General features: G+C 37.5%; 20 protein-coding genes and 1 pseudogene. 19 read left to right on the plus strand and 2 right to left on the minus strand.

Annotated elements, in window-relative coordinates:
• Together AC220I_RS06705 and AC220I_RS06710 are read left to right on the plus strand one after the other, a co-directional pair.
• Positions 1–534, plus strand: a 534-nt coding sequence (locus tag AC220I_RS06705; protein ID WP_486723041.1) for a Crp/Fnr family transcriptional regulator, incomplete at its 5' end; no start/stop codon positions are given.
• A 165-nt stretch (positions 535–699) separates the two neighbouring features.
• Positions 700–1,353, plus strand: a complete 654-nt coding sequence (locus tag AC220I_RS06710) for a hypothetical protein (RefSeq protein ID WP_486723042.1) — start codon at positions 700–702, stop codon at positions 1,351–1,353.
• Between the two features lie 64 nt (positions 1,354–1,417).
• Here the strand turns inward: AC220I_RS06710 and AC220I_RS06715 are convergent, their stop codons facing one another.
• Positions 1,418–2,815 (minus strand): MBL fold metallo-hydrolase, encoded by a 1,398-nt coding sequence (locus tag AC220I_RS06715; RefSeq protein ID WP_486723043.1) that lies wholly within the window; start codon positions 2,813–2,815, stop codon positions 1,418–1,420.
• 158 nt (positions 2,816–2,973) lie between these two features.
• Between AC220I_RS06715 and AC220I_RS06720 the strand changes: the two genes are divergently transcribed.
• The 11 genes from AC220I_RS06720 (at position 2,974) to AC220I_RS06770 (ending at position 13,566) form a co-directional block, all read left to right on the plus strand.
• Entirely contained in the window at positions 2,974–3,855 is an 882-nt protein-coding gene (locus AC220I_RS06720) for a fumarylacetoacetate hydrolase family protein (protein WP_486723044.1), read from the plus strand.
• Positions 3,856–3,959: 104 nt separating this feature from the next.
• A complete protein-coding gene (locus AC220I_RS06725) occupies positions 3,960–5,363 on the plus strand; it encodes a L,D-transpeptidase family protein (protein ID WP_486723045.1) in 1,404 nt (467 codons plus the stop codon).
• Between the two features lie 36 nt (positions 5,364–5,399).
• The gene (locus AC220I_RS06730) at positions 5,400–6,968 is read left to right on the plus strand and encodes a putative glycoside hydrolase (RefSeq protein ID WP_486723046.1); all 1,569 of its coding nucleotides are present in this window, start codon (positions 5,400–5,402) and stop codon (positions 6,966–6,968) included.
• A gap of 25 nt (positions 6,969–6,993) precedes the next feature.
• On the plus strand, positions 6,994–7,626 hold the full coding sequence (gene pyrE / locus AC220I_RS06735; protein ID WP_486723047.1) for an orotate phosphoribosyltransferase: 633 nt from the start codon (positions 6,994–6,996) through the stop codon (positions 7,624–7,626).
• An 81-nt stretch (positions 7,627–7,707) separates the two neighbouring features.
• The gene (gene trmB, locus AC220I_RS06740; protein ID WP_486723048.1) at positions 7,708–8,349 is read left to right on the plus strand and encodes a tRNA (guanosine(46)-N7)-methyltransferase TrmB; all 642 of its coding nucleotides are present in this window, start codon (positions 7,708–7,710) and stop codon (positions 8,347–8,349) included.
• A gap of 36 nt (positions 8,350–8,385) precedes the next feature.
• The gene (cls, locus tag AC220I_RS06745; protein WP_486723049.1) at positions 8,386–9,936 is read left to right on the plus strand and encodes a cardiolipin synthase; all 1,551 of its coding nucleotides are present in this window, start codon (positions 8,386–8,388) and stop codon (positions 9,934–9,936) included.
• Positions 9,937–9,944: 8 nt separating this feature from the next.
• On the plus strand, positions 9,945–10,397 hold the full coding sequence (lspA, locus tag AC220I_RS06750) for a signal peptidase II (RefSeq protein ID WP_486723050.1): 453 nt from the start codon (positions 9,945–9,947) through the stop codon (positions 10,395–10,397).
• A gap of 12 nt (positions 10,398–10,409) precedes the next feature.
• Positions 10,410–10,796: a hypothetical protein gene (locus AC220I_RS06755; RefSeq protein ID WP_486723051.1), complete on the plus strand. Its 387-nt coding sequence runs from the start codon at positions 10,410–10,412 to the stop codon at positions 10,794–10,796.
• A gap of 33 nt (positions 10,797–10,829) precedes the next feature.
• On the plus strand, positions 10,830–11,600 hold the full coding sequence (locus AC220I_RS06760; protein WP_486723052.1) for an enoyl-CoA hydratase-related protein: 771 nt from the start codon (positions 10,830–10,832) through the stop codon (positions 11,598–11,600).
• A gap of 27 nt (positions 11,601–11,627) precedes the next feature.
• Positions 11,628–12,467, plus strand: coding sequence for a 3-hydroxybutyryl-CoA dehydrogenase (locus AC220I_RS06765; protein WP_486723053.1), 840 nt, complete (start codon positions 11,628–11,630; stop codon positions 12,465–12,467).
• 91 nt (positions 12,468–12,558) lie between these two features.
• On the plus strand, positions 12,559–13,566 hold the full coding sequence (locus AC220I_RS06770; protein ID WP_486723054.1) for an LCP family protein: 1,008 nt from the start codon (positions 12,559–12,561) through the stop codon (positions 13,564–13,566).
• Positions 13,567–13,755: 189 nt separating this feature from the next.
• On the opposite strand, the gene murC is transcribed toward AC220I_RS06770, so the two are convergent.
• Positions 13,756–15,138, minus strand: a complete 1,383-nt coding sequence (murC, locus tag AC220I_RS06775; RefSeq protein WP_486723055.1) for a UDP-N-acetylmuramate--L-alanine ligase — start codon at positions 15,136–15,138, stop codon at positions 13,756–13,758.
• 70 nt (positions 15,139–15,208) lie between these two features.
• On the opposite strand from murC, the gene purR reads away from it, so the two are divergent.
• From purR to AC220I_RS06805, 6 genes and pseudogenes are all read left to right on the plus strand, one after another.
• Complete coding sequence (gene purR / locus AC220I_RS06780; RefSeq protein ID WP_486723056.1) at positions 15,209–16,120, plus strand: pur operon repressor; 912 nt, start codon at positions 15,209–15,211, stop codon at positions 16,118–16,120.
• A 110-nt stretch (positions 16,121–16,230) separates the two neighbouring features.
• Positions 16,231–16,521, plus strand: a complete 291-nt coding sequence (spoVG, locus tag AC220I_RS06785) for a septation regulator SpoVG (RefSeq protein WP_486723057.1) — start codon at positions 16,231–16,233, stop codon at positions 16,519–16,521.
• Positions 16,522–16,740: 219 nt separating this feature from the next.
• Complete coding sequence (gene glmU, locus AC220I_RS06790) at positions 16,741–18,108, plus strand: bifunctional UDP-N-acetylglucosamine diphosphorylase/glucosamine-1-phosphate N-acetyltransferase GlmU (protein ID WP_486723058.1); 1,368 nt, start codon at positions 16,741–16,743, stop codon at positions 18,106–18,108.
• A 9-nt stretch (positions 18,109–18,117) separates the two neighbouring features.
• Complete coding sequence (locus tag AC220I_RS06795; protein ID WP_486723059.1) at positions 18,118–19,071, plus strand: ribose-phosphate diphosphokinase; 954 nt, start codon at positions 18,118–18,120, stop codon at positions 19,069–19,071.
• Positions 19,072–19,273: 202 nt separating this feature from the next.
• The gene (locus tag AC220I_RS06800; protein ID WP_486723060.1) at positions 19,274–21,298 is read left to right on the plus strand and encodes a methyl-accepting chemotaxis protein; all 2,025 of its coding nucleotides are present in this window, start codon (positions 19,274–19,276) and stop codon (positions 21,296–21,298) included.
• Positions 21,299–21,406: 108 nt separating this feature from the next.
• Positions 21,407–21,499 (plus strand): annotated as a pseudogene (locus AC220I_RS06805) (aminoacyl-tRNA hydrolase); the annotation flags it as partial.

Below are 21,499 nucleotides of genomic sequence, written 5' to 3' on the forward strand. Positions count from 1 at the left end.
AATTTAACAAGACAAAAGGCAGCGCAAGAAATTGAGAAAATAGTAACAGTTGACCGTATGGAGATTAAGGCGTCCTTAAATGCCATTTCCTTCTTTAATATTTTCACCGATAAGGAACTGGAGCGAATTATTGACATCGTCTCCACCAGACGCTATAAGGAAAATCAGATTCTCTTTAGAACTGGTGACGTCAACGAGGCATTTTATATCATTCTCAAGGGTTGTATTAGAATTGCAAAGCGTGACGACAACAATGAAGAAATCGTTTTAGGTCATGTGGCAACCCAAGGTTTATTGGGTGAAACAACTTTGGTCAATGAATTTCATTTTGTGGATGCGATTGCAGAAGAGTATACAGAAGTTCTCGAGATGAAGCAAAGTGAGCTTGAACATATGATTGAGGAAAACCCTGTTTTGGGAAATAAGTTCTTATTGATGTTAATTGACAAACTAAACTTCAAGCTCTCTGCGACTAATGAATTGGCTTCCAAATATTTTCTTAAGGATGAACACATTCGCGATTCACAAGATTAATCGAATGAGCCATCAGTGACATCTTATCAGTAAGATCGATAACAAATATAAAAAGCAGGTAGTTCAACAAAAATTTTAAACTTTATTAATTTTGTTGAATTGCTGCTTTTTTACGTCTATAATAAGAGGTGTAGTCATTATTATGATATTATTAGGAGGGTTATTTTGAAAAAAGGCGATATAATTTGGGGCGTCATACTTGCTTTGTTTGTGGCTTTTGTGTCATTGGAGCCAACACATAGTGTTTTCATGAGTTTCACAAGTGCTCATCCATACATTGGCGGCTTCTTTAAATTTGCATTATTAGCGACAATGGGTGAAATGTTAGTGGTTCGTTTGAACCTTGGGTATTTTAAAAAAGCACCAGGTTTTATTTACAGGGCGATTATTTGGGGCTTTTTAGGAATCATCATTACATTGATCTTTCAAATTTTTGCAAATGGCACCATGGCAGCGCTTGAAAAAGGCTATCTCTTTGGAAAGGGAAGTACAATTGCATTTGCCTTCTTCACAAGTTTTTGGATGAACTTGACTTTTGCACCGACAATGATGGCTTTCCACAGATACACGGACACCTACCTTGACCTAAAATTTGGTGAAGGCATTGCTAAGCCGACTTCTAAGCAAGTTATAGATAAGATCGATTGGAATGGTTTTATTTCTTTTGTGCTTTTTAAAACGATTCCATTTTTCTGGATTCCAGCACATACGATTACATTCTTGCTCCCAGGAGAGTATAGAGTCCTTGTAGCAGCCTTTTTATCGATGGCACTTGGATTGTTATTGACGATCGGTAAAAGAAAGAACAGCTCAAAATAGGGGCAAATTAATAAGGCATATGCAGTGAACATTTATGTTCATGCATATGCCTTTTGTTTTTGACTTAGATTTCAAACGCATCATTGAGTTCTGGGATGACAATTTCACAATCTTTAATTTTTGTCAGCTCATCCTTGAAATAATGTGAAGCCTCAAATTCACCATGAGTTACAAAAATCTTTTCGAGTCCCATAATAGGGTTTACCCATGCGAGCAGGTGATTGAGATCTGCATGACCCGAAAAACCTGTAATAGAATGAATATGGGCTTTGATGGCGATATCTTCATCCAAGATACGCACTTTTTTTACACCATCCTTAATGGCCCTACCAAGGGTTTCTTCGGCCTGGTAGCCAATAAAGACAACATGTGTTGAAGGTCGCCATAGATTATGCTTTAAGTGATGCTTAATTCGTCCAGCTTCACACATGCCACTTGCCGAAATGATTACTTTTGGTGAATGGTCCTTGTTTAGGGCTATGGATTCTTCGTTTGAGTTGATCAAGTGAAGATTTTTTAAAATAAAGGGACTTTCCCCATAACTTTTGATGAGTTCGCTCATATAGTGACTGCTTTTTGAGTAGATGGAAGTCGCATCAAGTGCCAAGGGTGAATCAACATAAATTGGAATGCGATCAAGGGTGGCGCTTTTGTCAGTATCATGGGTCCGGATATAGTGGTTAAGCTCAAAAATAATTTCCTGGGTACGGCCAACTGCAAATGATGGAATAATCACAGTGCCTCCCTCTTCATAGGCGTCTAGTATGATATCTACAAGTTTATCTGTTCTGATATCAATATCTTGATGAAGTCGGTTGCCATAAGTGGATTCAACCACCAAGAATGTAGCACTTTCAATGGTATCTGGATTTTCTTGAAGGAAGTTAGTGCTGTTGCCAAGATCACCGGAAAATACGATGCGCTTGTCTTGGCCATCTTCTTTGAAATCAATGATGACGGATGCTGATCCTAGGAGGTGACCAGCGTTAACCAATTGGAAGGATAGTTCATCGCTTATGGCCACGGATTGTTTATATTCGAGGGGATAAAGATACTGTATGGCTTCTACTGCATCATCTTCACTGAAGAGCGGTTGGACCTTTTCAAGTCCAGCACGTTCACGTTTTTTATTCTCCCACTCGGTCTCAGACTCATGTATTTTACCAGAGTCTCTCAAGAGGATATCTGCTAGATACATGGTTGGATAAGTACAGTAGATCTTGCCAGTAAAGCCCTTTTTGACCAGCAGTGGTATTCTGCCAGAATGGTCCACATGAGCGTGTGAAAGAATCATAAAATCAAGTGATTTGGGGTCAAACTCAAATAGATTGTAATTGAGCTGTTCCTCAGTGAGGGTGCCTTGAAATTGTCCGCAGTCTATTAAAAAACGATACTGTTCAGTTTCAACGAGATACATGGAGCCGGTTACATGACCAGCAGCGCCTAAGAATGTTATTTTCATATTGACCTCCAACTTTTTCTTCGATTATTTATATTGTACCCTAAAAAACAGAAAATATATTTGAAATATTCTTGTATTTTTACTTTACAAATAAGATAATGTTAGTGACTTGATATTCTTGCAAGGATTTTAGAAAAACAGTGCGATAAGGAGGTCTAATGAAAATCGGAAATTGTATGAGGGATGAAGAAAAATTAGGGTACTGTATTATCCAAAACGAAAGGGTCTATCCATTGAACTCTATTTTAGGAATACAAATAGATGCTTTTAATGAATTGGTTGAAAACTGGGATGATATCAAGCAGGAAATACATAAAAGGATGGATTCGATAGAGGGAATCTCTGTTGATGAAGTCATCTTTTTAGCGCCGATACCCAAGCCCGTTAGAAATATAATTTGTGTTGGGAAAAACTATTTGGACCACGCCAAAGAGCTCGATGGAAAAACGACGAATTTGTCTGGTATTCCACAAGAACCTATTTATTTTTCAAAGATGGCACATCGTGTGTTGGGGCCAGAAGAGCCTATAAATATTGATATCAGTGTCACAAATCAAGTAGACTATGAAGTTGAGCTTGGATTGATCATAAAGAAGACCTGCAAAAATGTAAACGCATCTGATGTGAAAGACGTGATCTTCGGTTATGCTGTATTTAATGACTTGTCCGCAAGAGATTTACAAGTAAAGCATGTTCAATGGCATCGCGGTAAGTCTTTGGATGATTTTACAGCCATGGGACCCTACATCGTTACTGCAGATGAAATTGAATTCCCACCTAGCCTTGATATTCGCTGCAAGGTAAATGGTGAACTCAGACAAAAAGGGCTTACAGATGCCTTGATTTTTCCGATTGAAACACTGATATCGGATTTCTCAAAAGGCACAACCTTGATTCCAGGAGATGTAATGATTACAGGAACACCTTCTGGCGTGGGCATGGGCTTTAATCCGCCTAAATACCTTGCTGACGGAGATCTTGTCGAATGTGAAATCGAAGGACTTGGCAAAATATGCAATCTAGTTGTAATGAAAAATTAAAGGTTCCGTGATGGTTTTTAATCCTTAATTTTGGTACAATATTGATAGAGACAAATGATTGGAAATACGAAAAAAGAAGGCTTAAAAACAGAGAAGGGGATTATATGACAGATAGAAAATTCAGAATGATTTCATTTGTGTTCGCGGTGGTCTTGGTCTTTAATTTAAACATCGGGTTCGCAGGACATGGAATGTTAACAGATGATGTTGGTGAAACAATCCCAAGTGTTGAAACCACAGCGACTGAATCGCAGAATAATACTGAGGGCGATTCAAATGTAGAGACAAATTTAGAAAATGTTGATAAACCTGAGCCTGTTCGATTGAACAATGAAGGTTTGGAACTCTTAGAATCATATTCTTTTACAAAACCAGAGGGTGTCGATGTGGAGAACATTGAGTATAATCAATACAATATTGGTTATTTCTATGTTGTGGCGGTAAGCAATGCCGTTAACATCAGACAAAAACCAGACACGAGTAGTCCTGTAATTAAACAACTCGGTTTTTATGGTAAAATGAATGTCTTTGAAAAAGTGAGAGGCCAGTATTTTAAAACGTCGGACAGTGATGAATGGTATCGCCTCTATTGGTATGAAAAGAATGAAATCAAAACAGGCTATGTGTATTCAAAGATCGTTAGATTTAGATCCTTTAGACTCGATTTAGCAAAGGATAAAATCGATGAGCTCGTGAACTATTTCAAGGATCACGACAATATGGCAAAAATAAATAACTATAAAAATGCCAATGGTTATCCGCCGAGTTATAAGGGACAAAACTTTGATGCCTTTGGGAATCAAAGAGACCAGTCCGCACCTCTATACCAATTGCCAAACAGTGGCAGTGAGTTTAGATATTTACCTGATGGACTAGTGGTGGATGTACTTGGTGCAGAGAATGGCTATTATAAAGTTCATGTCTTTGACCATGATTCGGAAGGTTATATTCCAAAAAAATATTTATCCTTCCAAAATCAAGTGAAACAAATTAATCAAACCATATTCGTGGATATTAAAAACCAAAATATCAGCAGCTATCAACTTGAAGATGGTATATGGGTCCTTAAATCACTATCATACGCAACGACTGGTATGGAAGCAGAGTTTAAGGAACCAACTGTTCCTGGAACATATGCCGCAATTCAAAAGAAAGATAAATTCTTGTATTTAGATGATGTTACTAAAGAGCTTGACGGCTATGCGCCTTATGCCATTCGATTTAATGGTGGCGCGTACTTACATGGCTTTCCAGTGAACTACAAGTGGAATACCGTTAAGGAGCTCGTCAAAGAAGCCCAATATGATGAAAAGGGCACCTTGGTTCAAGAGGCTGTTTATGAAGAAAAACGTGTTGGATCGCCAATTGATCCAGGTTTGATAGAGTATTCATACACGTTGGGAACCGTACCTTTATCCCACAAATGTGTAAGAAACCCTACCTCGCATGCTGAGTTCCTCTACAATTGGGTTAAATTAAATGAGACGATGATCATCGTCGTAGATTAATAAAAGACAACTGGTAATTGCCATTAGGAGAAATAAATGAAATATAAAAAAATAATGATATTTAGCCTTATATTAATCATAGCTGTATTGGTAGGTGCTTTTAGCATCAACCAATACACTATTTATGTGGAAAACAAAAAAGTTGAAGCGGCTGAAACGAAGTTGAGATTAGAAGAAGAAGCAAGAGCGGCCGAAGTGGCAAGACTAGAAGCAGAAGAAGCTCAGAGAAAGGCTGAAGAGGAAGCGAGAATCAAAGCTGAAGAAGAAGCACGACTCAAAGCTGAAGAAGAAGCAAGATTAAAGGCGGAAGCCAATAAAAAATTGATTGAAGAAAATACTTACTATACAGGTAAAAAAGGTGCAAGTGTCTATGACCAAACAGGTGAAGATAAGCAGACACTAAACACACTTACACCTAAAACTTCAGTTTTTGCTTTGGAATACATTCAAGATGATGCTGGTAATACTACCTATGTTAAAGTTGCGGATCAATTTGATGGCAATGAACTTGGTTATATCTCATTCGATCAGCTTGTAAAAACGCCGATGGAACTAATCGCTAGACCTTATGATGATGCTGATTATTCTGCATTTAATAAAAATCCTGATTTTATAGACAATCCACCAGTGACCGTAAAAGGGGTCTATATGACTGGGAACTCAGCAACTACAAGTAAACTGGATGAGCTTATTGACTTGCTAGACAAGACAGACCTAAATGCCCTTGTAATCGATGTCAAGGATGATAATGGTTTTCTCTTGTTTTATTCAGAAACAGCCAATCAGCTTAATCCACGTGCTAACGAGAAAGTTTATATAAAAGACATGCAAGCCTTTATGGATAAGTTGAAGGCACATGATATTTATTTAATCGCCAGAATCGTTACTTTCAAATCGCCGATTTATGCGAAATCCAATCCAGATAAGGCAATTGTCTACAAAGGGACATCCAATCTCTATAGTGATGCTGATGGTCTCATTTGGGCATCTGCTCATAACAGAGAACTCTGGGATTACAATATTGGAATTGCTAAAGAAGCGGCAGAATGGGGCTTCAATGAAATCCAATTTGACTATGTAAGGTTCCCTGCTATTTCAAACAAGGACCGTATTGATTACCGCAATACAGAAAACGAATCCCAGACATCGACCATTCAAAAGTTTATAACCAAAGCATATGAAGAACTTAGACCATATCAGGTCTATATTGCAGCAGATGTATTCGGATGGGCGGCAACTTCCATCAACGATGTTGGCATTGGTCAACACTGGGAAGCGGTTACTAATGTAGTGGACTATATTTGTCCGATGATGTATCCAAGTCACTATGGTCCAAATAATTTTGGCCTGTCTGTTCCAGATGCATTTCCCTATGAGACGATAGACAGATCCCTTAAGGATGCATTTGATCGCAATTCCAATGTCTTGACCCCAGGGCGTATAAGACCTTGGATACAAGATTTTACGGCAAGGTGGGTAAAGGGTTATATTCCTTACGGTGCTAAAGAGGTTGAAGCTCAAATTAAAGCATTAGAAGATAATGGCATTCATGAATTCTTGTTATGGAATTCTAAAAATAATTATTCAGAGGGTGCCTTTGAATAAATAAAGGTGATTATAGGAGGCAGAAATGATTTCAAGGCAAGTTGCTGAAGCACTACTAGACATTAAAGCGGTTTCAATTGTTGGGGAAGATCAATTGTTCACATGGGTATCGGGCATTAAATCACCTGTATACTGCGATAATAGGATGACCATTAGCTTTCCAAAAGTAAGAAACTTAATTGCAAACGGTTTTGCAGATATGATCAGAGACAAGTACAAAGATGTCGAAGTGATTGCGGGGACAGCTACTGCTGGTATCCCACATGCAGCATGGGTTGCTCAAATTTTGGATTTGCCAATGGTTTACGTAAGAAGTAATCCAAAGGGACATGGTAAGGGCAAACAAATTGAAGGTTATTTAAAACCAGGTAGCAAAGTGGTTTTAATTGAGGACTTACTTTCGACTGGCGGCAGTTCAATGAAGGCATGTGAAGCGCTGATTGAAGAAGGTGCGGATGTTTTAAGTGTCTTGGCAATCTTTAGCTACAACTTTGCTGTGGTTGATGAAGTGTTTAACAGTAAGGGGGTTGCTTTTGAAACCCTTACGGATTATAAAACGCTTTTACCAATCGCAGTGGAAAAAAATTATGTAGACGAAAGTAGTAAAGATACGCTCTTAAAATGGAGTGACAACCCCAAAATGTTTACAGAAGTGTAATGATAAGAAGAACATCTTTTTTTGAGGATGTTCTTTTGATTTGAATTTGCTATAATAGAGATTGAATAAGAGGTGTGTAAAGTGAGAGTAAGAAGAGTTAAAGGTGCATATGAAGAACTAATCACATATGACCAAGTATTTATAGCAGACCCTGAAAGTAAAAAGGGAAAATGGCAAGAGGTATTCGGCAATGATCATGAGATTCATGCTGAGTTTGGTGGTGGCAAGGGTCGCTTTATTATAGAGATGGCCAAAAGATATCCTGAGATTAATTTCATAATGGTAGACGTCATCACAGAAGTCATCTTAAAAGCCGCTCAAAGAGCAGATAAAGTGAGATTGCCTAACTTAAAAATGATTATGATTGATCTCAATGAGGTGAATACATTTTTTGAAGATCAGGAGCTTTCAAGAATATACTTGAATTTCAGTGATCCTTGGCCAAAGAAGAGACATTACAAAAGACGTCTAACTTATAGAGATTTCATGAAAAAATATCAAACTGTTCTAAAAGATGAAGGGTGGATTCATTTTAAGACGGACAATCAAGCCCTATTTGAATTTTCACTCAATGAATTTTGTGCCCTAGACATGATCATGCAAAATATTGCTTTAGACTTACATTCTAAAAATGACCCAGATAATATCATGACGGAATATGAAGAGAAATTCTCAAAAAAGGGGTTTCATATTTACCGCGTGGAAGCAAAATTCAGAAAATAATCTTAATCTTCAACCCGCTCAAAAGGAGGGGTATTCGTGGAAAGGCTCATAAAAAGAATTTTAATAATCATAGGTATTTCGTTTATAACCGCTTTTATTTGGTTTGGCTACTATTGGCTGTCACAGAATGTTGAACAGAATATCTATGTTGAAATAGCCTTCAATATACTGTATTGGCTATTTAGAATTAATATTTTATGGATTGCCATCGTTATCTTTCTTGAAAATAAAAATCCTGCACGTACAGTGGCCTGGTTGCTTGTATTGACCCTAATTCCACTACTGGGCTTCCTGTGCTATATTCTGTTTGGCAGAAGCTATCGTAAAAAGTACCTTGCCAAAAATAAACACTTGGCGGACTCGGATCGTTTATCACATGCGGCCAAAGTACAACAGGGCTTAATTGATTATATTGAACTGCCTAACAGTTCTAACCCACACAACAAACGGTTGATGCAATTGATCTTAAACAATGCCAAAGCACCATTTTCATTAAACAATGAAATCAACGTTTTGACCAATGGCATGAGTAAATTCAATCGTTTGATCGGGTGTATTGAGCGTGCCAAGGAACATATTCACATTGAGTATTTCATCATCAAGGATGACCAAATCGGTAATGAAATCAGACGTCTCCTCATTGAGAAAGCCAAACAAGGCGTTAAAGTTAGGGTTATCTATGACGCAGTTGGTTCTTTTAGATTGTCAAATTACTATATAGACAGTCTAAAAAAAGCTGGGGTTGAGATTTTTCCTTTCTTTCCAGTGGCTTTTCCACTTTTTTCAAGAGATTTAAATTATAGAAATCATCGAAAAATTGTCGTGGTAGATGGTATTGTCGGATTTGTTGGTGGTTTAAATATTGGCGATGAATACCTTGGTAAGTCTGACAAGTTCAATTTTTGGCGGGATACTCATTTGGAGATCAAGGGTGAAGCTGTATACGCACTTCAAACCATCTTTTTAAATGATTGGAATTATGTATCAAAGCAAATCATCGATGGGGCTGACTTCTTCCCAGAGCACACCATCCATAAACAAGCCTTGATGCAGGTTGTTGCTTCAGGACCTGATTCAGAATGGCAGGCTATATTGCAGGCCTTCTACAAGATGATGGCATCAGCAACGGATAAAATATGGATTACAACCCCTTATCTCGTACCTGAGGAGAGCCTAATGATGGGGCTTAAGACGGCTGCTTTAAGTGGGGTTGATGTACGTATTATTATTCCTTCGCAACCCGATCACTTTTTCGTGTACTGGTCATCACAATCCAATATTGAATCCTTGCTTGAGGCAGGGGTTAAAATATATCAGTACAAGAATGGCTTTATTCATTCAAAGATTATCATAGCGGACCGATTATCTGCAACGGTGGGAACAACCAATTTGGATATCAGATCACTTGAAATCAATTTTGAAGTCAATGCCTTTATCTATGATGTACCGACAATCATTAGACTTGAAGAGGACTTCGTTAGAGATTTGAAGGAGTGTAATGAATATTCCTTGGAGCAATTTAAAAAGAGGAAATTTAGATATAAGTTTTTGGAAGCGTTGGGTAGACTTGTCTCCCCATTACAATAGGAGGTGTTATGATTTACTTTTTAATGATACTGGCTGCTGTAGCAGTGGATCAAGTCACAAAATATTGGGCAGTCACATATTTGATGCCTCAGAGAAACATGGATTTCATACCGGGTTTCTTGGGCTTTCATTATACTGAAAACACAGGTGCGGCATTTAGTATCCTTAGAGATAAGCAATTGCTACTGATTATTGTTACATTACTCATTATTATGGCTTTATTGGGAATGATGACAAAAGCAATCAAGGTCAATGATCCCCTGATTGTCAAATTATCCTATGTTATGATTATTGCAGGTGCGATTGGTAATTTTATAGATCGAGCAAGATTGAATTTTGTAGTCGATTTTTTTGAGTTTAAATTTATTAATTTCCCGATTTTTAATGTTGCTGATATTTTCGTAGTTTGTGGTGTTATCCTATTGGGATATGCAACAATCTTCATGAAATATGAGTTTTAAGGGGGCGATTTAATGAAGGCGTTGATAGAAGTTTTGGTCAAGGCAGTGGTTAGAGGTATTCTTTACTCAGCTGGTTTTGCACTCATAGGGGGGCTAATAGGTCTCGTCTTAAAAAAGGGTTTCATACAGGGGGCTTACGTATTGGTACTTGCAGGTGCATGTGTTGCAATGTTGGTGGCCGCTTATGGCTTTATAGGATCCCCTAAGAAAAGATTTTTATTCTTCACACAAAATCGTTATGAAGACCTAGTCGATAAAGAGGAGACGGGTTTATCAGACCCATCTGAAAAACATCTTGATGATCAATCGGATAAAGAAGCTTTTAGAGGGCTTTACCCGACAATTATTGCAATTGAAATGTTGGTAATAGGGTTTATCATCGAAGCCATGCTTCATTGATATAAAGCTTAAACAGAGGGAAGGTGAAAAGATATGGAAAACATATTATTTGAAAAAAGGGAACAAATAGGGATTGTTACCTTTAACAGACCAAGTGCATTAAATGCCTTGAACGAGGAAACACTTCATGAACTCAAAGCTTTGATTGAAGAATTAGAAAAGGACGTTGAACTGTCAGTGGTTATTTTTACAGGTGCAGGAAAGGCCTTTATAGCCGGTGCAGACATCAAGGCAATGGCATCGCTCAATGCTGAAGATGGTCGACGTTTTGGAAGGCTGGGACAAAGCGTTTTTAGAGCAGTTGAGAAAATGGAGAAAGTCACTATAGCTGCCATTAACGGTTTTGCGCTAGGTGGTGGACTTGAGTTTGCCTTAAGTTGTGATTTGAGATATGGTCATGAAAAGGCTAAGTTTGGTCAACCAGAAGTTTCTCTAGGCATAACACCAGGATTTGCTGGCACTCAAAGACTTCCGAGAGTTGTGGGTATTTCTAAAGCCAAAGAGCTAATTTACACAGGCCGAATGATTGATGCTGAGCATGCTGAAAAGATTGGTTTGATCAACGGCATTACATCTGACAATGTCTTGGATGTTGCGCTTGAAACTGCTGAAATGATTGCGGCGCAAGCACCACTGGCAGTAAAGTATTCAAAGAAAGCAATAGATATTGGCGCGAATGTCTCAATTGAAGAGGGCAATGAGGTTGAAGCGACACTATTTGGAATGTGTTTTGCCACACAAGATCAAAAAGATGGCATGAAAGCTTTTCTAAACAAAGAAAAAGCAACCTTCCAAAACAAGTAAAAGGATTTTAAATTAGGAGGAATGATTATGAAAATCGGTATTTTGGGTGCAGGAACTATGGGCGCTGGGATCGTTCAAATTTTTGCACAAAATGGCTTTGATGTTGTGATGCGTGATCTAAATGAAGAGGCTTTGAACAGGGGTTTTAAAGGCATTGAAAAAGCCTATGATAAACTTGTTGCAAAGGGTAAACTAAGTGAAGAAGACAAGATTGCAAGCCTTGGTAGAATACAAAAAACAGCGGATGTTAATGCGCTTGTGGATTGCGATTTTATTATAGAAGCTGCAACTGAAAATATGGCAATTAAAAAGAAAATTTTTGAAGAACTTGACAAAGTTGTTAAGCCTAATGCGATACTTGCAACGAATACATCATCATTATCCATCACTGAAATTGCTGCAGTGACAAATAGACCTGATAAAATTATCGGCATGCACTTTTTCAATCCAGTACCAGTAATGAAGCTCGTTGAGATCATTAAGGGGATTGCAACTTCGGACGAAACTTATGAGGTGGTTTACAAGCTCTCTACACATGTTGGTAAAGATCCCGTTAAGGTAGAGGAAGCCCCAGGGTTTGTGGTGAATAGAATTTTAATTCCGATGATCAACGAAGCTGTTGGTATTTTAGCAGATGGTGTGGCGACGGCTGAAGACATTGATAAAGCGATGATGCTTGGCGCAAATCATCCGATAGGCCCTTTGGCGCTAGCAGATTTGATTGGAAATGATGTTAACTTAGCCATTATGGAAGTTTTATATGATGAGTTCAAGGATTCTAAATATAGACCGCATCCATATTTGAGAAAAATGGTAAGAGCAGGCCGTTTGGGAAGAAAAACAGGGTTTGGCTTTTACCAGTACTAAAGACACTATCCGTATGTAACATAAATGTAAAATGGTTGCCTTTCTTATTATGTTACAATAGAGTAGATATTATAATGAAAGGAAACTCAATATGAAGTTTTACATCAAACTATTTGTTATCTCTTTTTTATGTTTCACAACGGTAATTGCTGGTATTTTCTTTGCAATTGAAAAAAATCAAGGTAATAACAGCAGCAAAGCCCCAACAGTGGAAAAAACGCCAACAGATCAAGAAACCGTTGTAAAAGTTGAGCCACCTGTTGAAGAAGACAACCGAACTGAACTGCAAAAGATAGCAGATAGTTCAAACAGAGTCAATGTCATTGCTTTTGGATTGAATGATTCTCTAGCGGACACGATGATGTTAATCAGTTTTGATCCAGACCAACAAAAATTAGATATATTATCAATTCCCAGAGACACTTATCATTATGTCGAGGGTTTTGAAGGACCAGGATATAAAAAAATGAATGCGGTATATGGCATGAAAGAAGTCGGTGGCGTAAACGGTATGAAGAAATACCTATCAGAGTTTTTAGGTGTACCGATTGATTATTACGTTAAGGTTGATTTTAAAGCCGTTGAAGCTGTTGTAGACGTGTTGGGCGGTTATCAAGTAAAGGTTCCGTTTGATATGGACTACGATGATATATATGCCCACCCAGAATTACACATTCACTTTAAAGCGGGACTTCAGACCTTAAATGGAGCAGATACAGTCAAGTTTTTAAGATTCAGAAAGAGCAATGACGGAAAAATCAGTGAAGGTGATGTTCAGAGAATTCCTAGACAACAAGCCTTTGTGAATTCTATGATCAAAAAAGCACTGAGTGCACAATTGCCATCTGTTATCAATACAATCATCAACAGTAATTATGTAAAAACGGACATGACCATTGAAGATGCACTTGGCTATGCGGTTAAAGCAGCAGGTATGCAAGGTGAACAAATTTCATTCTATACAGTTGAAGGCCATGACGAAAGAATTAATGGTCTCGATTATTGGATTCATGATCCTGCATCACTAGAATCGACATTGATGAAAATTTATGGGTTTGATACTAATGTAACCGTTGAAAATACGGATTCAAACAACTAGTTTAGAGAAATAAACGTATAATAAAAGCGACTATACAAATGTATGGTCGCTTTCTTTTTTCAGATCATTAGTTATCATCCAGCTTTGAGCAAGAATTTCAAGATGCTAAAGGCGTTTAGATGAGAATGGTAACGCAAAACAAGGTTTTGGCTTTAAATGATTATAGAATATGAAAATTAAGAACATGATTTATGCATTGAGTTTGTCTACAAACATTGTACCGATTTTGTATACATCTCCTGCCCCGACTGTCATTACAAGGTCTTTATCTTGGCACTTTGATTCAAGGTAGTCAACAATCTCATCAAAGGTTTCAAAAAAGTGGGCGTTTATGCCTTCTTCGAGAAGTTTTCCCAACAAATCCTTAGAATGAATCTCGCCATGATCCACTTCACGAGCAGCATAGATATTGGTTAAAAGCACTTCATCAGCATTTTTAAAAGAACCAGCAAATTCATGTAGGAGTTCCTTAGTTCTGGAGTACGTATGAGGCTGGAATATACAGTAAAGCTTATGAATGGCCTCTATTCGGCTTGTGGCCTCAAGCGTTGCCTTGATTTCACTAGGATGATGTGCATAATCATCAATTACTGTAATGCCCTTAACTTCTCCAACTTTTTCAAAACGACGCTTAGCATTTTTAAAGGTGCTTAGACGGCTACTGATTAAATCGAAATCTTGAGTGTATTCATATGCTGCTGCAATTGCAGCAAGTGCATTATAAACGTTGTGTTGCCCAGGGATGGCAAGGGTAATTTGCGCCTTTTTTTGATCCTTGAAAAAGAGATCGAAAGTTGGAAGTCCAGAACTGTTATAGACAAGATTTTTAGCACAGAAGTCGCAATCAGAGCTTAAACCAAAGGTCACCAATCTGCCCTTATAATAGGGTTTGATTTTCTTACTGTTATAGTCATCACCATTTAAGATCAAGACACCCTCTTCGTGAATATTCCCTGTGAATTTCACAAAAGCACTTATGATGTGGTCAAGATCTCTATAATAATCCAAATGATCCTCATCAACGTTTAATATGATGCCGACTTTTGGAAAGAATGACAAAAAGCTTTCTTTATATTCACAGGCCTCGGTGATAAAGAGTTGGCTGTTACCAATGCGAACATTACTCTCAATATCTGCAAAAAAACCACCAACAAGAGCAGTGGGGTCGAAATTTGTGTCGTTGAGTAATCTTGTGATCATAGAAGTGGTTGTCGTCTTACCGTGAGTTCCAGAAATCGCAATACTATTTTCATAGCCAAGCATGATTTGTCCCAGCATTTCAGCCCTACTAAGGCATGGAATTCCTAAAGACATAGCTTTAGCGAGTTCTGGATTATCATCGCCAACCGCTGACGTATATACTACAAGATCTACTTTATCTATATTATCGGCAGAATGCCCGATGTATATTTTAAAACCCTTTTTTTGAAGTGCTTCAGTTGTCGGAGATGACGACATATCAGAACCGCTTATTTCATAGCCATTGGTGTGTAAAATTTCTGCGATTGCACTTACACTGACCCCGCCAATTCCAATTAAGTGAATGGTTCGGATGCTACTCATATCTATCATATTTCACCTCGGTATTTTAGTGCGCCTTTTTGAACAAAAGACATTATGATTATACCATATTTTTAAAAACATGAAAGAAAAAAATAAAAAGGGATTGAAGTCCGGCAAAAAAACGAATAAAATTAGAAATATAGATTATGAATATTCGGAGTGTGATGAAGTGAGTAAATTAAAAAGAAACGAAAGAATTGGTGCAATCGTTAAAATATTATGTGATTCACCTAATAAAGTTTTTACTTTGAACTACTTTACAAATATGTTTAATTCAGCAAAATCCACAATTAGTGAAGATTTAGTCATCGTTAAGAAAATTATGGAAGAGCTATCACTTGGCAGGGTTGTAACCCTAGCTGGTGCTGCTGGCGGTGCAAAGTATGTGCCCATGATGGGTAAAGAAGAAAAGACAACGTTAATTGAAAAAATATGCGACGATATTAAAAAACCAGAACGAATCATGCCAGGACGCTACTTGTATATGGCGGATATCCTTTATAATCCAACCTATACAAAGGGGATTGGCGATATCTTTGCAGAGAAGTACTCAGATGAGAGTAATCAAGTGGATTATGTTTTAACGGTCGAAACAAAAGGCATTCCAATTGCAATGATGACCGCTAGAGGTCTAAATGTCCCATTGGTAATCGCAAGACATGAAAACAAGGTGACTGAGGGTTCTAAGATCAGCATTAACTTCATCTCTGGATCAACGGGTAAGCTTCAAACCATGTACATCGCTAAAAATGCCATCAAAAAGGAGTCTAAAGTTTTGATTGTAGATGACTTCATGAAGGCGGGCGGCACAGCAAAGGGAATGATTCAGTTAGTGGAAGAGCTGGAGTGTAAAGTTGCTGGGGTTTGTGTTTTAATGGACACGATTTCACCATCACAGAAGCTCGTATCAGATTATTTGTCCTTGATTAAATTTGAAGGTATCGACGCTCAAAACGAGATTATTGTGCATCCAAACTACGAAAAACTTTAAAGAACCCCAAATAATTAAAAAAAATTAATATTTTACGAAAAAAAAGAAGGAATTTTGAAATCTGTATAGAATACTTCCTTTACACAGCAAAATTAGGGGGAAATAAATCGATGAATATTACAGACGTGAGAATTCGTAAATTAAGAGAAGAAGGTAAAATGAAAGCAGTCGTTTCTTTAACTTTTGATGACGCATTTGTGGTACATGACATCAAGGTGATTGAAGGACAAAATGGGTTGTTCGTGGCAATGCCGAGTCGTAAGGTTGGGGAATCTGATTATAGAGATATAGCACATCCGATTAATCAAGAAACACGTTCTATGATTCAAGATATAATATTTGCTGAATATGAAAAAGCAAAATTACTAACAGATGAAGAAGCCGAGTATATAAATGATTAAGAAACCCTTTGGGGGTTTCTTTTTTTTGTTCTTTTTTAAGCTGTAAGATCCACACCTTGATTAAAGCATGAGAATGTATGAATTGCTAGGTCAGTCACTATGATTTTTATGCAATTTTACGAACTTTTTTTCAAATTTTCTTAATACATGTTTAGTTTTTTGTGTAAAAGTGATATAATCTTGCGTGGTAAAATCAATCAGATATGGAGTTGATGAATAATGCAAAAATTAACGACTGTGATTCTTGCTGCTGGGCATGGCAAGCGTATGAAATCAAATTTGCCTAAAGTATTACACAAGGTTTCTGGAAAGCCGATGGTAGAACATGTGATAAGACTGGCTCAAGCGGTCAATAGTGAGCAAATTGTATGTGTCGTTGGGCATGGCAAAGCGCAAGTAAAGGCACAGCTTGAAACTGCTCCAGTTGTATTTGTTGAACAAAATGTTCAATTAGGGACAGGACATGCGGTTATGATGGCTGATGATTATATTCATGAGGGTCATATTCTTGTATTATTTGGCGATGTGCCTTTGTTGTCGAAAGAAACCATCAATGCACTTGTCGAGCTTCATCAAACTGAAAATAACGATGCGACTGTCTTGTCGACGATCATTGACGATCCAAGTGGCTATGGGAGAATTGTTAGGGGTCAAAAGGGCTTTGAGAAAATCGTTGAGCATAAGGATGCATCAGCAGAGGAACTAAAAATTAAGGAGATCAACTCAGGTATTATTATTGCGAAAGCGCCTGTTTTGAAGCGTTTATTAAAGCAACTTGAAAATAACAACGAGCAAAATGAATACTATTTAACAGATGTATTTGAGCTTATTTTAAAGAATGATGGTAAAATTGGGGTCATGGTAGCTGAGGACGATTATGAAGTTATGGGCATCAATGATCGATTAAATCTCTCAATTGCAGATGAGTACATGCAAAAGAAGATTAAGAAAAATTGGATGCTTGAAGGTGTCACTATGATTTCGCCATCAAGCATATATATAGAAGCAGATGTACAGATTGGTAGAGATACAGTAATCTATCCGAATAGTATTTTACAAGGCAGTACGATTATCGGTGAAAATTGCATTATTGGACCAAGTGCAGATATTAAAAACTCTAAAATCAATAGTGGCGTAAGTGTAAAGCATTCAACCATAGTGGATTCATGTGTGGACGATGATTCAGCCATTGGACCTTATGCGTATTTAAGACCAAAATCAGATATAGGCAAACATGTTAAAATTGGCGATTTTGTTGAAGTGAAAAACAGCAGGGTCGGCGATCATTCTAAGGTATCTCACTTATCTTATATTGGTGATGGTGAGGTGGGTACAAATGTCAATGTAGGTTGTGGCGTTGTCTTTGTAAACTATGATGGCCAGAAAAAACATCTTACTCAGGTCGAGGATGATGCCTTTATCGGGTGCAATACTAACCTAGTGGCTCCAGTAAAGGTTGGCAAAGGTGCATATGTTGCTGCTGGCTCTACCATAACAGAAGATGTACCAGAAGGGGCTCTAGCTATTGCACGAGGTAGACAAGTGATTAAGACCAATTGGTCTAGTAAATATCAAAAGAAGGTTTAGGAGGAAGCAATGCATACAAGGGGCAGAAAAATAAAGGTTTTTTCTGGTAATGCCAACCAAGAGCTTGCAAAAGCAATTTGTGGTGAACTGGGTTTACCTTTAGGTGACAGTGTTGTAAAAACATTCAGTGATGGTGAAATTTCAGTAAACATCAACGAAACCGTAAGGGGCGTGGACGTTTATGTTGTACAATCGTTTTCATTACCACATGTGAATGACTATTTAATGGAACTTCTAATCACGATAGATGCTTTAAAAAGAGCGTCTGCTGGTAGAATTACAGCTGTGATTCCGTACTACGGTTACGCAAGACAAGATAGAAAAGCAAAAGCGAGAGATCCGATTTCGGCAAAGCTTGTTGCAAATCTAATTGTTGCTGCAGGTGCTGACCGCGTTTTAACGATGGATTTACATGCATCCCAAATTCAGGGCTATTTTGACATCCCATTAGATCATTTAAGAGGGGTACCAATTTTAGCGGAATACTTTAAGACAAAGAATATTGAAGACTTAGTCGTCGTATCGCCAGACCTCGGAAGTGTTACAAGAACACGTGATTTCTCTTACAAATTGGATGCACCTATTGCCATAGTCGATAAGAGAAGACCAGAGGCAAATGTATCAGAAATTATGAATATCATTGGTGATATCAAAGACAAAAATGTCATTTTGATAGATGATATGATTGATACAGCAGGTACAATCGTAAATGCTGCTCAAGCCTTAAAGGATATGGGGGCAAAGGATATCTACGCATGTTGTACACATGGCGTTTTTTCAGGACCAGCCCTAGATCGTATCAAGAAATCTGTCATCAAGGAATTGGTTGTACTCGATACCATTAATCTTTCTCCAGAATTAAGAAGCCTCGATAATATTACGCTTTTATCAGTTGCACCAATCTTTGCAGAAGCCATTAGAAGAATCTTTAATAATGACTCTGTAAGTAAGTTGTTTGATTAAATAGGATGATATAAAACAAAATCGACATTGGGAAAATATCACATAAATAGTTCTAAATTAGGACCAGACTTAAAAAAAGTCTGGTCCTTTTATTAAAAAAATGTAATGTTAGATTGTGAAATGGGTAATAACGATGATATAATATTACTAGGGCTATAAGTTGCAAAAATATTAGGGGATGTCAAAAACAGGAGGGTTAAACATGGCTAAAGGGAATAAAACAAAAAAAGCAAAAGGCCGCAGCTCAATCAAATTGAAATTTATTTTGATTATGAGTTTGATTTTAATTATTGGGGTGGCAACACTTAACGTTTCGGTATTTTTAATATCGAAGAATGTATTAACAACAAACTTTGAGGGGACGGCAAGAGAACTATCAAAGTCAACTGAACTTGCGATAGAGGGCTTTTTATCCGAGTATGAAGGACTGGTTGCATCGGCAATCAAATCAGATGAGTTTGCTGGATATGATGGCTCAACTATGGATTTAAAGAGATTAGAAGATTATATTGATAGTGTAATGGAATTGTATCCAGATATTATGTTTATGTATATGGGGACGACAAGTGGCGAGATGATCATGAGACCAGCAACTGATTTGCCAGATGGTTATGATCCTAGAGTGAGACCTTGGTATAAGGATGCCTTGGCTACCACTGAAGTCGTATGGACACAGCCCTATGTAGATGCAAATACAAGTGCGCTTGTTGTAACATGTACAGCACAGGTTACAGACAAAAATAACAGACTTGTGGGCGTAATTGGGATTGACTTAAGCCTAGATAGATTATCCGAAATGGTAAACTCTATTACGATCGGTAAGACAGGTTATCCGGCACTTGTTGATGGTAACTTCTTGACCATGACGTCGCCTAATCCAGATTTAATCGGTAAGGAAATTCCAGTACCTGAAATTGACGAAGCATTAAAATCGGGTAGTCAAGAAATTATAAAATATTCATTTGACGACAATGGCAAGAAAAGCACTAAACTTGCATTGATTGAACCGATCGAAAAAGTTAATTGGTTTATCGTCGCAACATTCTATGAAAGTGAAATCGTTGAAGACATCGCAGCAATCACATGGACCATCGTTCTCTATGGTCTTGCAATATTAGCCGTATCACTTGTGATCATCTTCTTCTCAACTACAAAAATTGCCAATAATATCAAGAAAATCGTTGGTGTTATGGAACAAGCTCAAAGTGGTGACTTAACAGCAGTTGCAACGGTACACTCAAACGATGAAATTCATCATCTTGCAGACTACATGGCAGATGCCTTTGAGAGTATTGGTAATATGATCAAAAATGTTCAAGGTGTCACTCAAGAAGTGAGTTATGCTGCTGAAAACCTTGCAGCTACTTCGGAAGAGACTAGTGCTTCGGTAGACGAAATCTCGAGAAGTGTTGCTGACATCTCTAAGGGTGCTCAAGAACAAGCATCTGATGCAGAAAAGGGTGCAATGTATGTAAATGAACTTGCTCATAAATTTGAAGCCCTTAACAGCAACACAAGTGAAATGCTTGAAGCGTCTACAAAAGTATTAGATGCAAATGAAAAAGGCTTAACTTCAATTCATCAATTGAGAGAAAAAACGAAACTGAATGATGAAGCAAATGCGAAAATCAGTGAAGCAATCAATTCTTTAAATGGAAAAACACAATATATTGGTAATATCTTAAATACAATTTCATCTATTTCTGAACAAACAAACCTCCTTGCTTTAAATGCTTCGATTGAAGCGGCAAGAGCTGGTGAATTTGGAAGGGGCTTTGCTGTTGTTGCTGAGGAAATCAGAAAGCTTGCTGAGGAATCTGCAAGATCAACAGAAGAAATCAGAGAGATCGTTGTTAACATCCAAAGCGATAGTAATAAAACGGTTTCAAGTATGACTGAAGTTCAAACGATTTCTAAAGAACAATCTCAAGCTGTATATGACGTAAATGATCAGTTTGATGAAATTTCGGTGGCAATCAATGAAATTAACAAAGGCATTAAGCGAATTTCTGTATCTGTTGAAGAGCTTAATAAAGACAAAAACAATATTGTTGAGTCGATAGAGAGTATTTCAGCAGTGAGTGAAGAAACAGCTGCAGCGTCACAACAAATGAACGCGACCATGGATCAACAGGTATTTGCAATTGAAGAAGTTGCAAAGTCTGCTGAGAAGCTTAATGAACTCGCAACGTTGCTTAACCGTGAAATCTCTAAATTTAAAATTTAATGATGCTTTAAAAATTGAATCTTTAAAAAGCCTGACAATTTAATAATTGTCGGGCTTTTTTTATGGTATAATTGATGTGCTAAAAAACAGTGTAAATAAGGAGTAATTATGTATGTCATTGTAGGACTTGGAAATCCGGGTAAACAATATCAACAGACTCGTCATAATGTTGGATTTGACGCGATAGATGTATTGAGTGAT

This window comes from Fusibacter sp. (genome assembly GCF_057447755.1).

Bases quoted from the DNA above. Each gene is read 5' to 3' on its own strand.
- murC (WP_486723055.1), bottom strand. From the start codon at position 15,138: ATGATAGATATGAGTAGCATCCGAACCATTCACTTAATTGGAATTGGC.
- glmU (WP_486723058.1), top strand. From the start codon at position 16,741: ATGCAAAAATTAACGACTGTGATTCTTGCTGCTGGGCATGGCAAGCGT.
- pyrE (WP_486723047.1), top strand. From the start codon at position 6,994: ATGATTTCAAGGCAAGTTGCTGAAGCACTACTAGACATTAAAGCGGTT.
- AC220I_RS06760 (WP_486723052.1), top strand. From the start codon at position 10,830: ATGGAAAACATATTATTTGAAAAAAGGGAACAAATAGGGATTGTTACC.
- AC220I_RS06795 (WP_486723059.1), top strand. From the start codon at position 18,118: ATGCATACAAGGGGCAGAAAAATAAAGGTTTTTTCTGGTAATGCCAAC.
- AC220I_RS06730 (WP_486723046.1), top strand. From the start codon at position 5,400: ATGAAATATAAAAAAATAATGATATTTAGCCTTATATTAATCATAGCT.
- AC220I_RS06715 (WP_486723043.1), bottom strand. From the start codon at position 2,815: ATGAAAATAACATTCTTAGGCGCTGCTGGTCATGTAACCGGCTCCATG.
- purR (WP_486723056.1), top strand. From the start codon at position 15,209: ATGAAAGAAAAAAATAAAAAGGGATTGAAGTCCGGCAAAAAAACGAAT.
- AC220I_RS06765 (WP_486723053.1), top strand. From the start codon at position 11,628: ATGAAAATCGGTATTTTGGGTGCAGGAACTATGGGCGCTGGGATCGTT.
- AC220I_RS06725 (WP_486723045.1), top strand. From the start codon at position 3,960: ATGACAGATAGAAAATTCAGAATGATTTCATTTGTGTTCGCGGTGGTC.
- lspA (WP_486723050.1), top strand. From the start codon at position 9,945: ATGATTTACTTTTTAATGATACTGGCTGCTGTAGCAGTGGATCAAGTC.
- AC220I_RS06755 (WP_486723051.1), top strand. From the start codon at position 10,410: ATGAAGGCGTTGATAGAAGTTTTGGTCAAGGCAGTGGTTAGAGGTATT.
- AC220I_RS06770 (WP_486723054.1), top strand. From the start codon at position 12,559: ATGAAGTTTTACATCAAACTATTTGTTATCTCTTTTTTATGTTTCACA.
- AC220I_RS06720 (WP_486723044.1), top strand. From the start codon at position 2,974: ATGAAAATCGGAAATTGTATGAGGGATGAAGAAAAATTAGGGTACTGT.
- spoVG (WP_486723057.1), top strand. From the start codon at position 16,231: ATGAATATTACAGACGTGAGAATTCGTAAATTAAGAGAAGAAGGTAAA.
- AC220I_RS06800 (WP_486723060.1), top strand. From the start codon at position 19,274: ATGGCTAAAGGGAATAAAACAAAAAAAGCAAAAGGCCGCAGCTCAATC.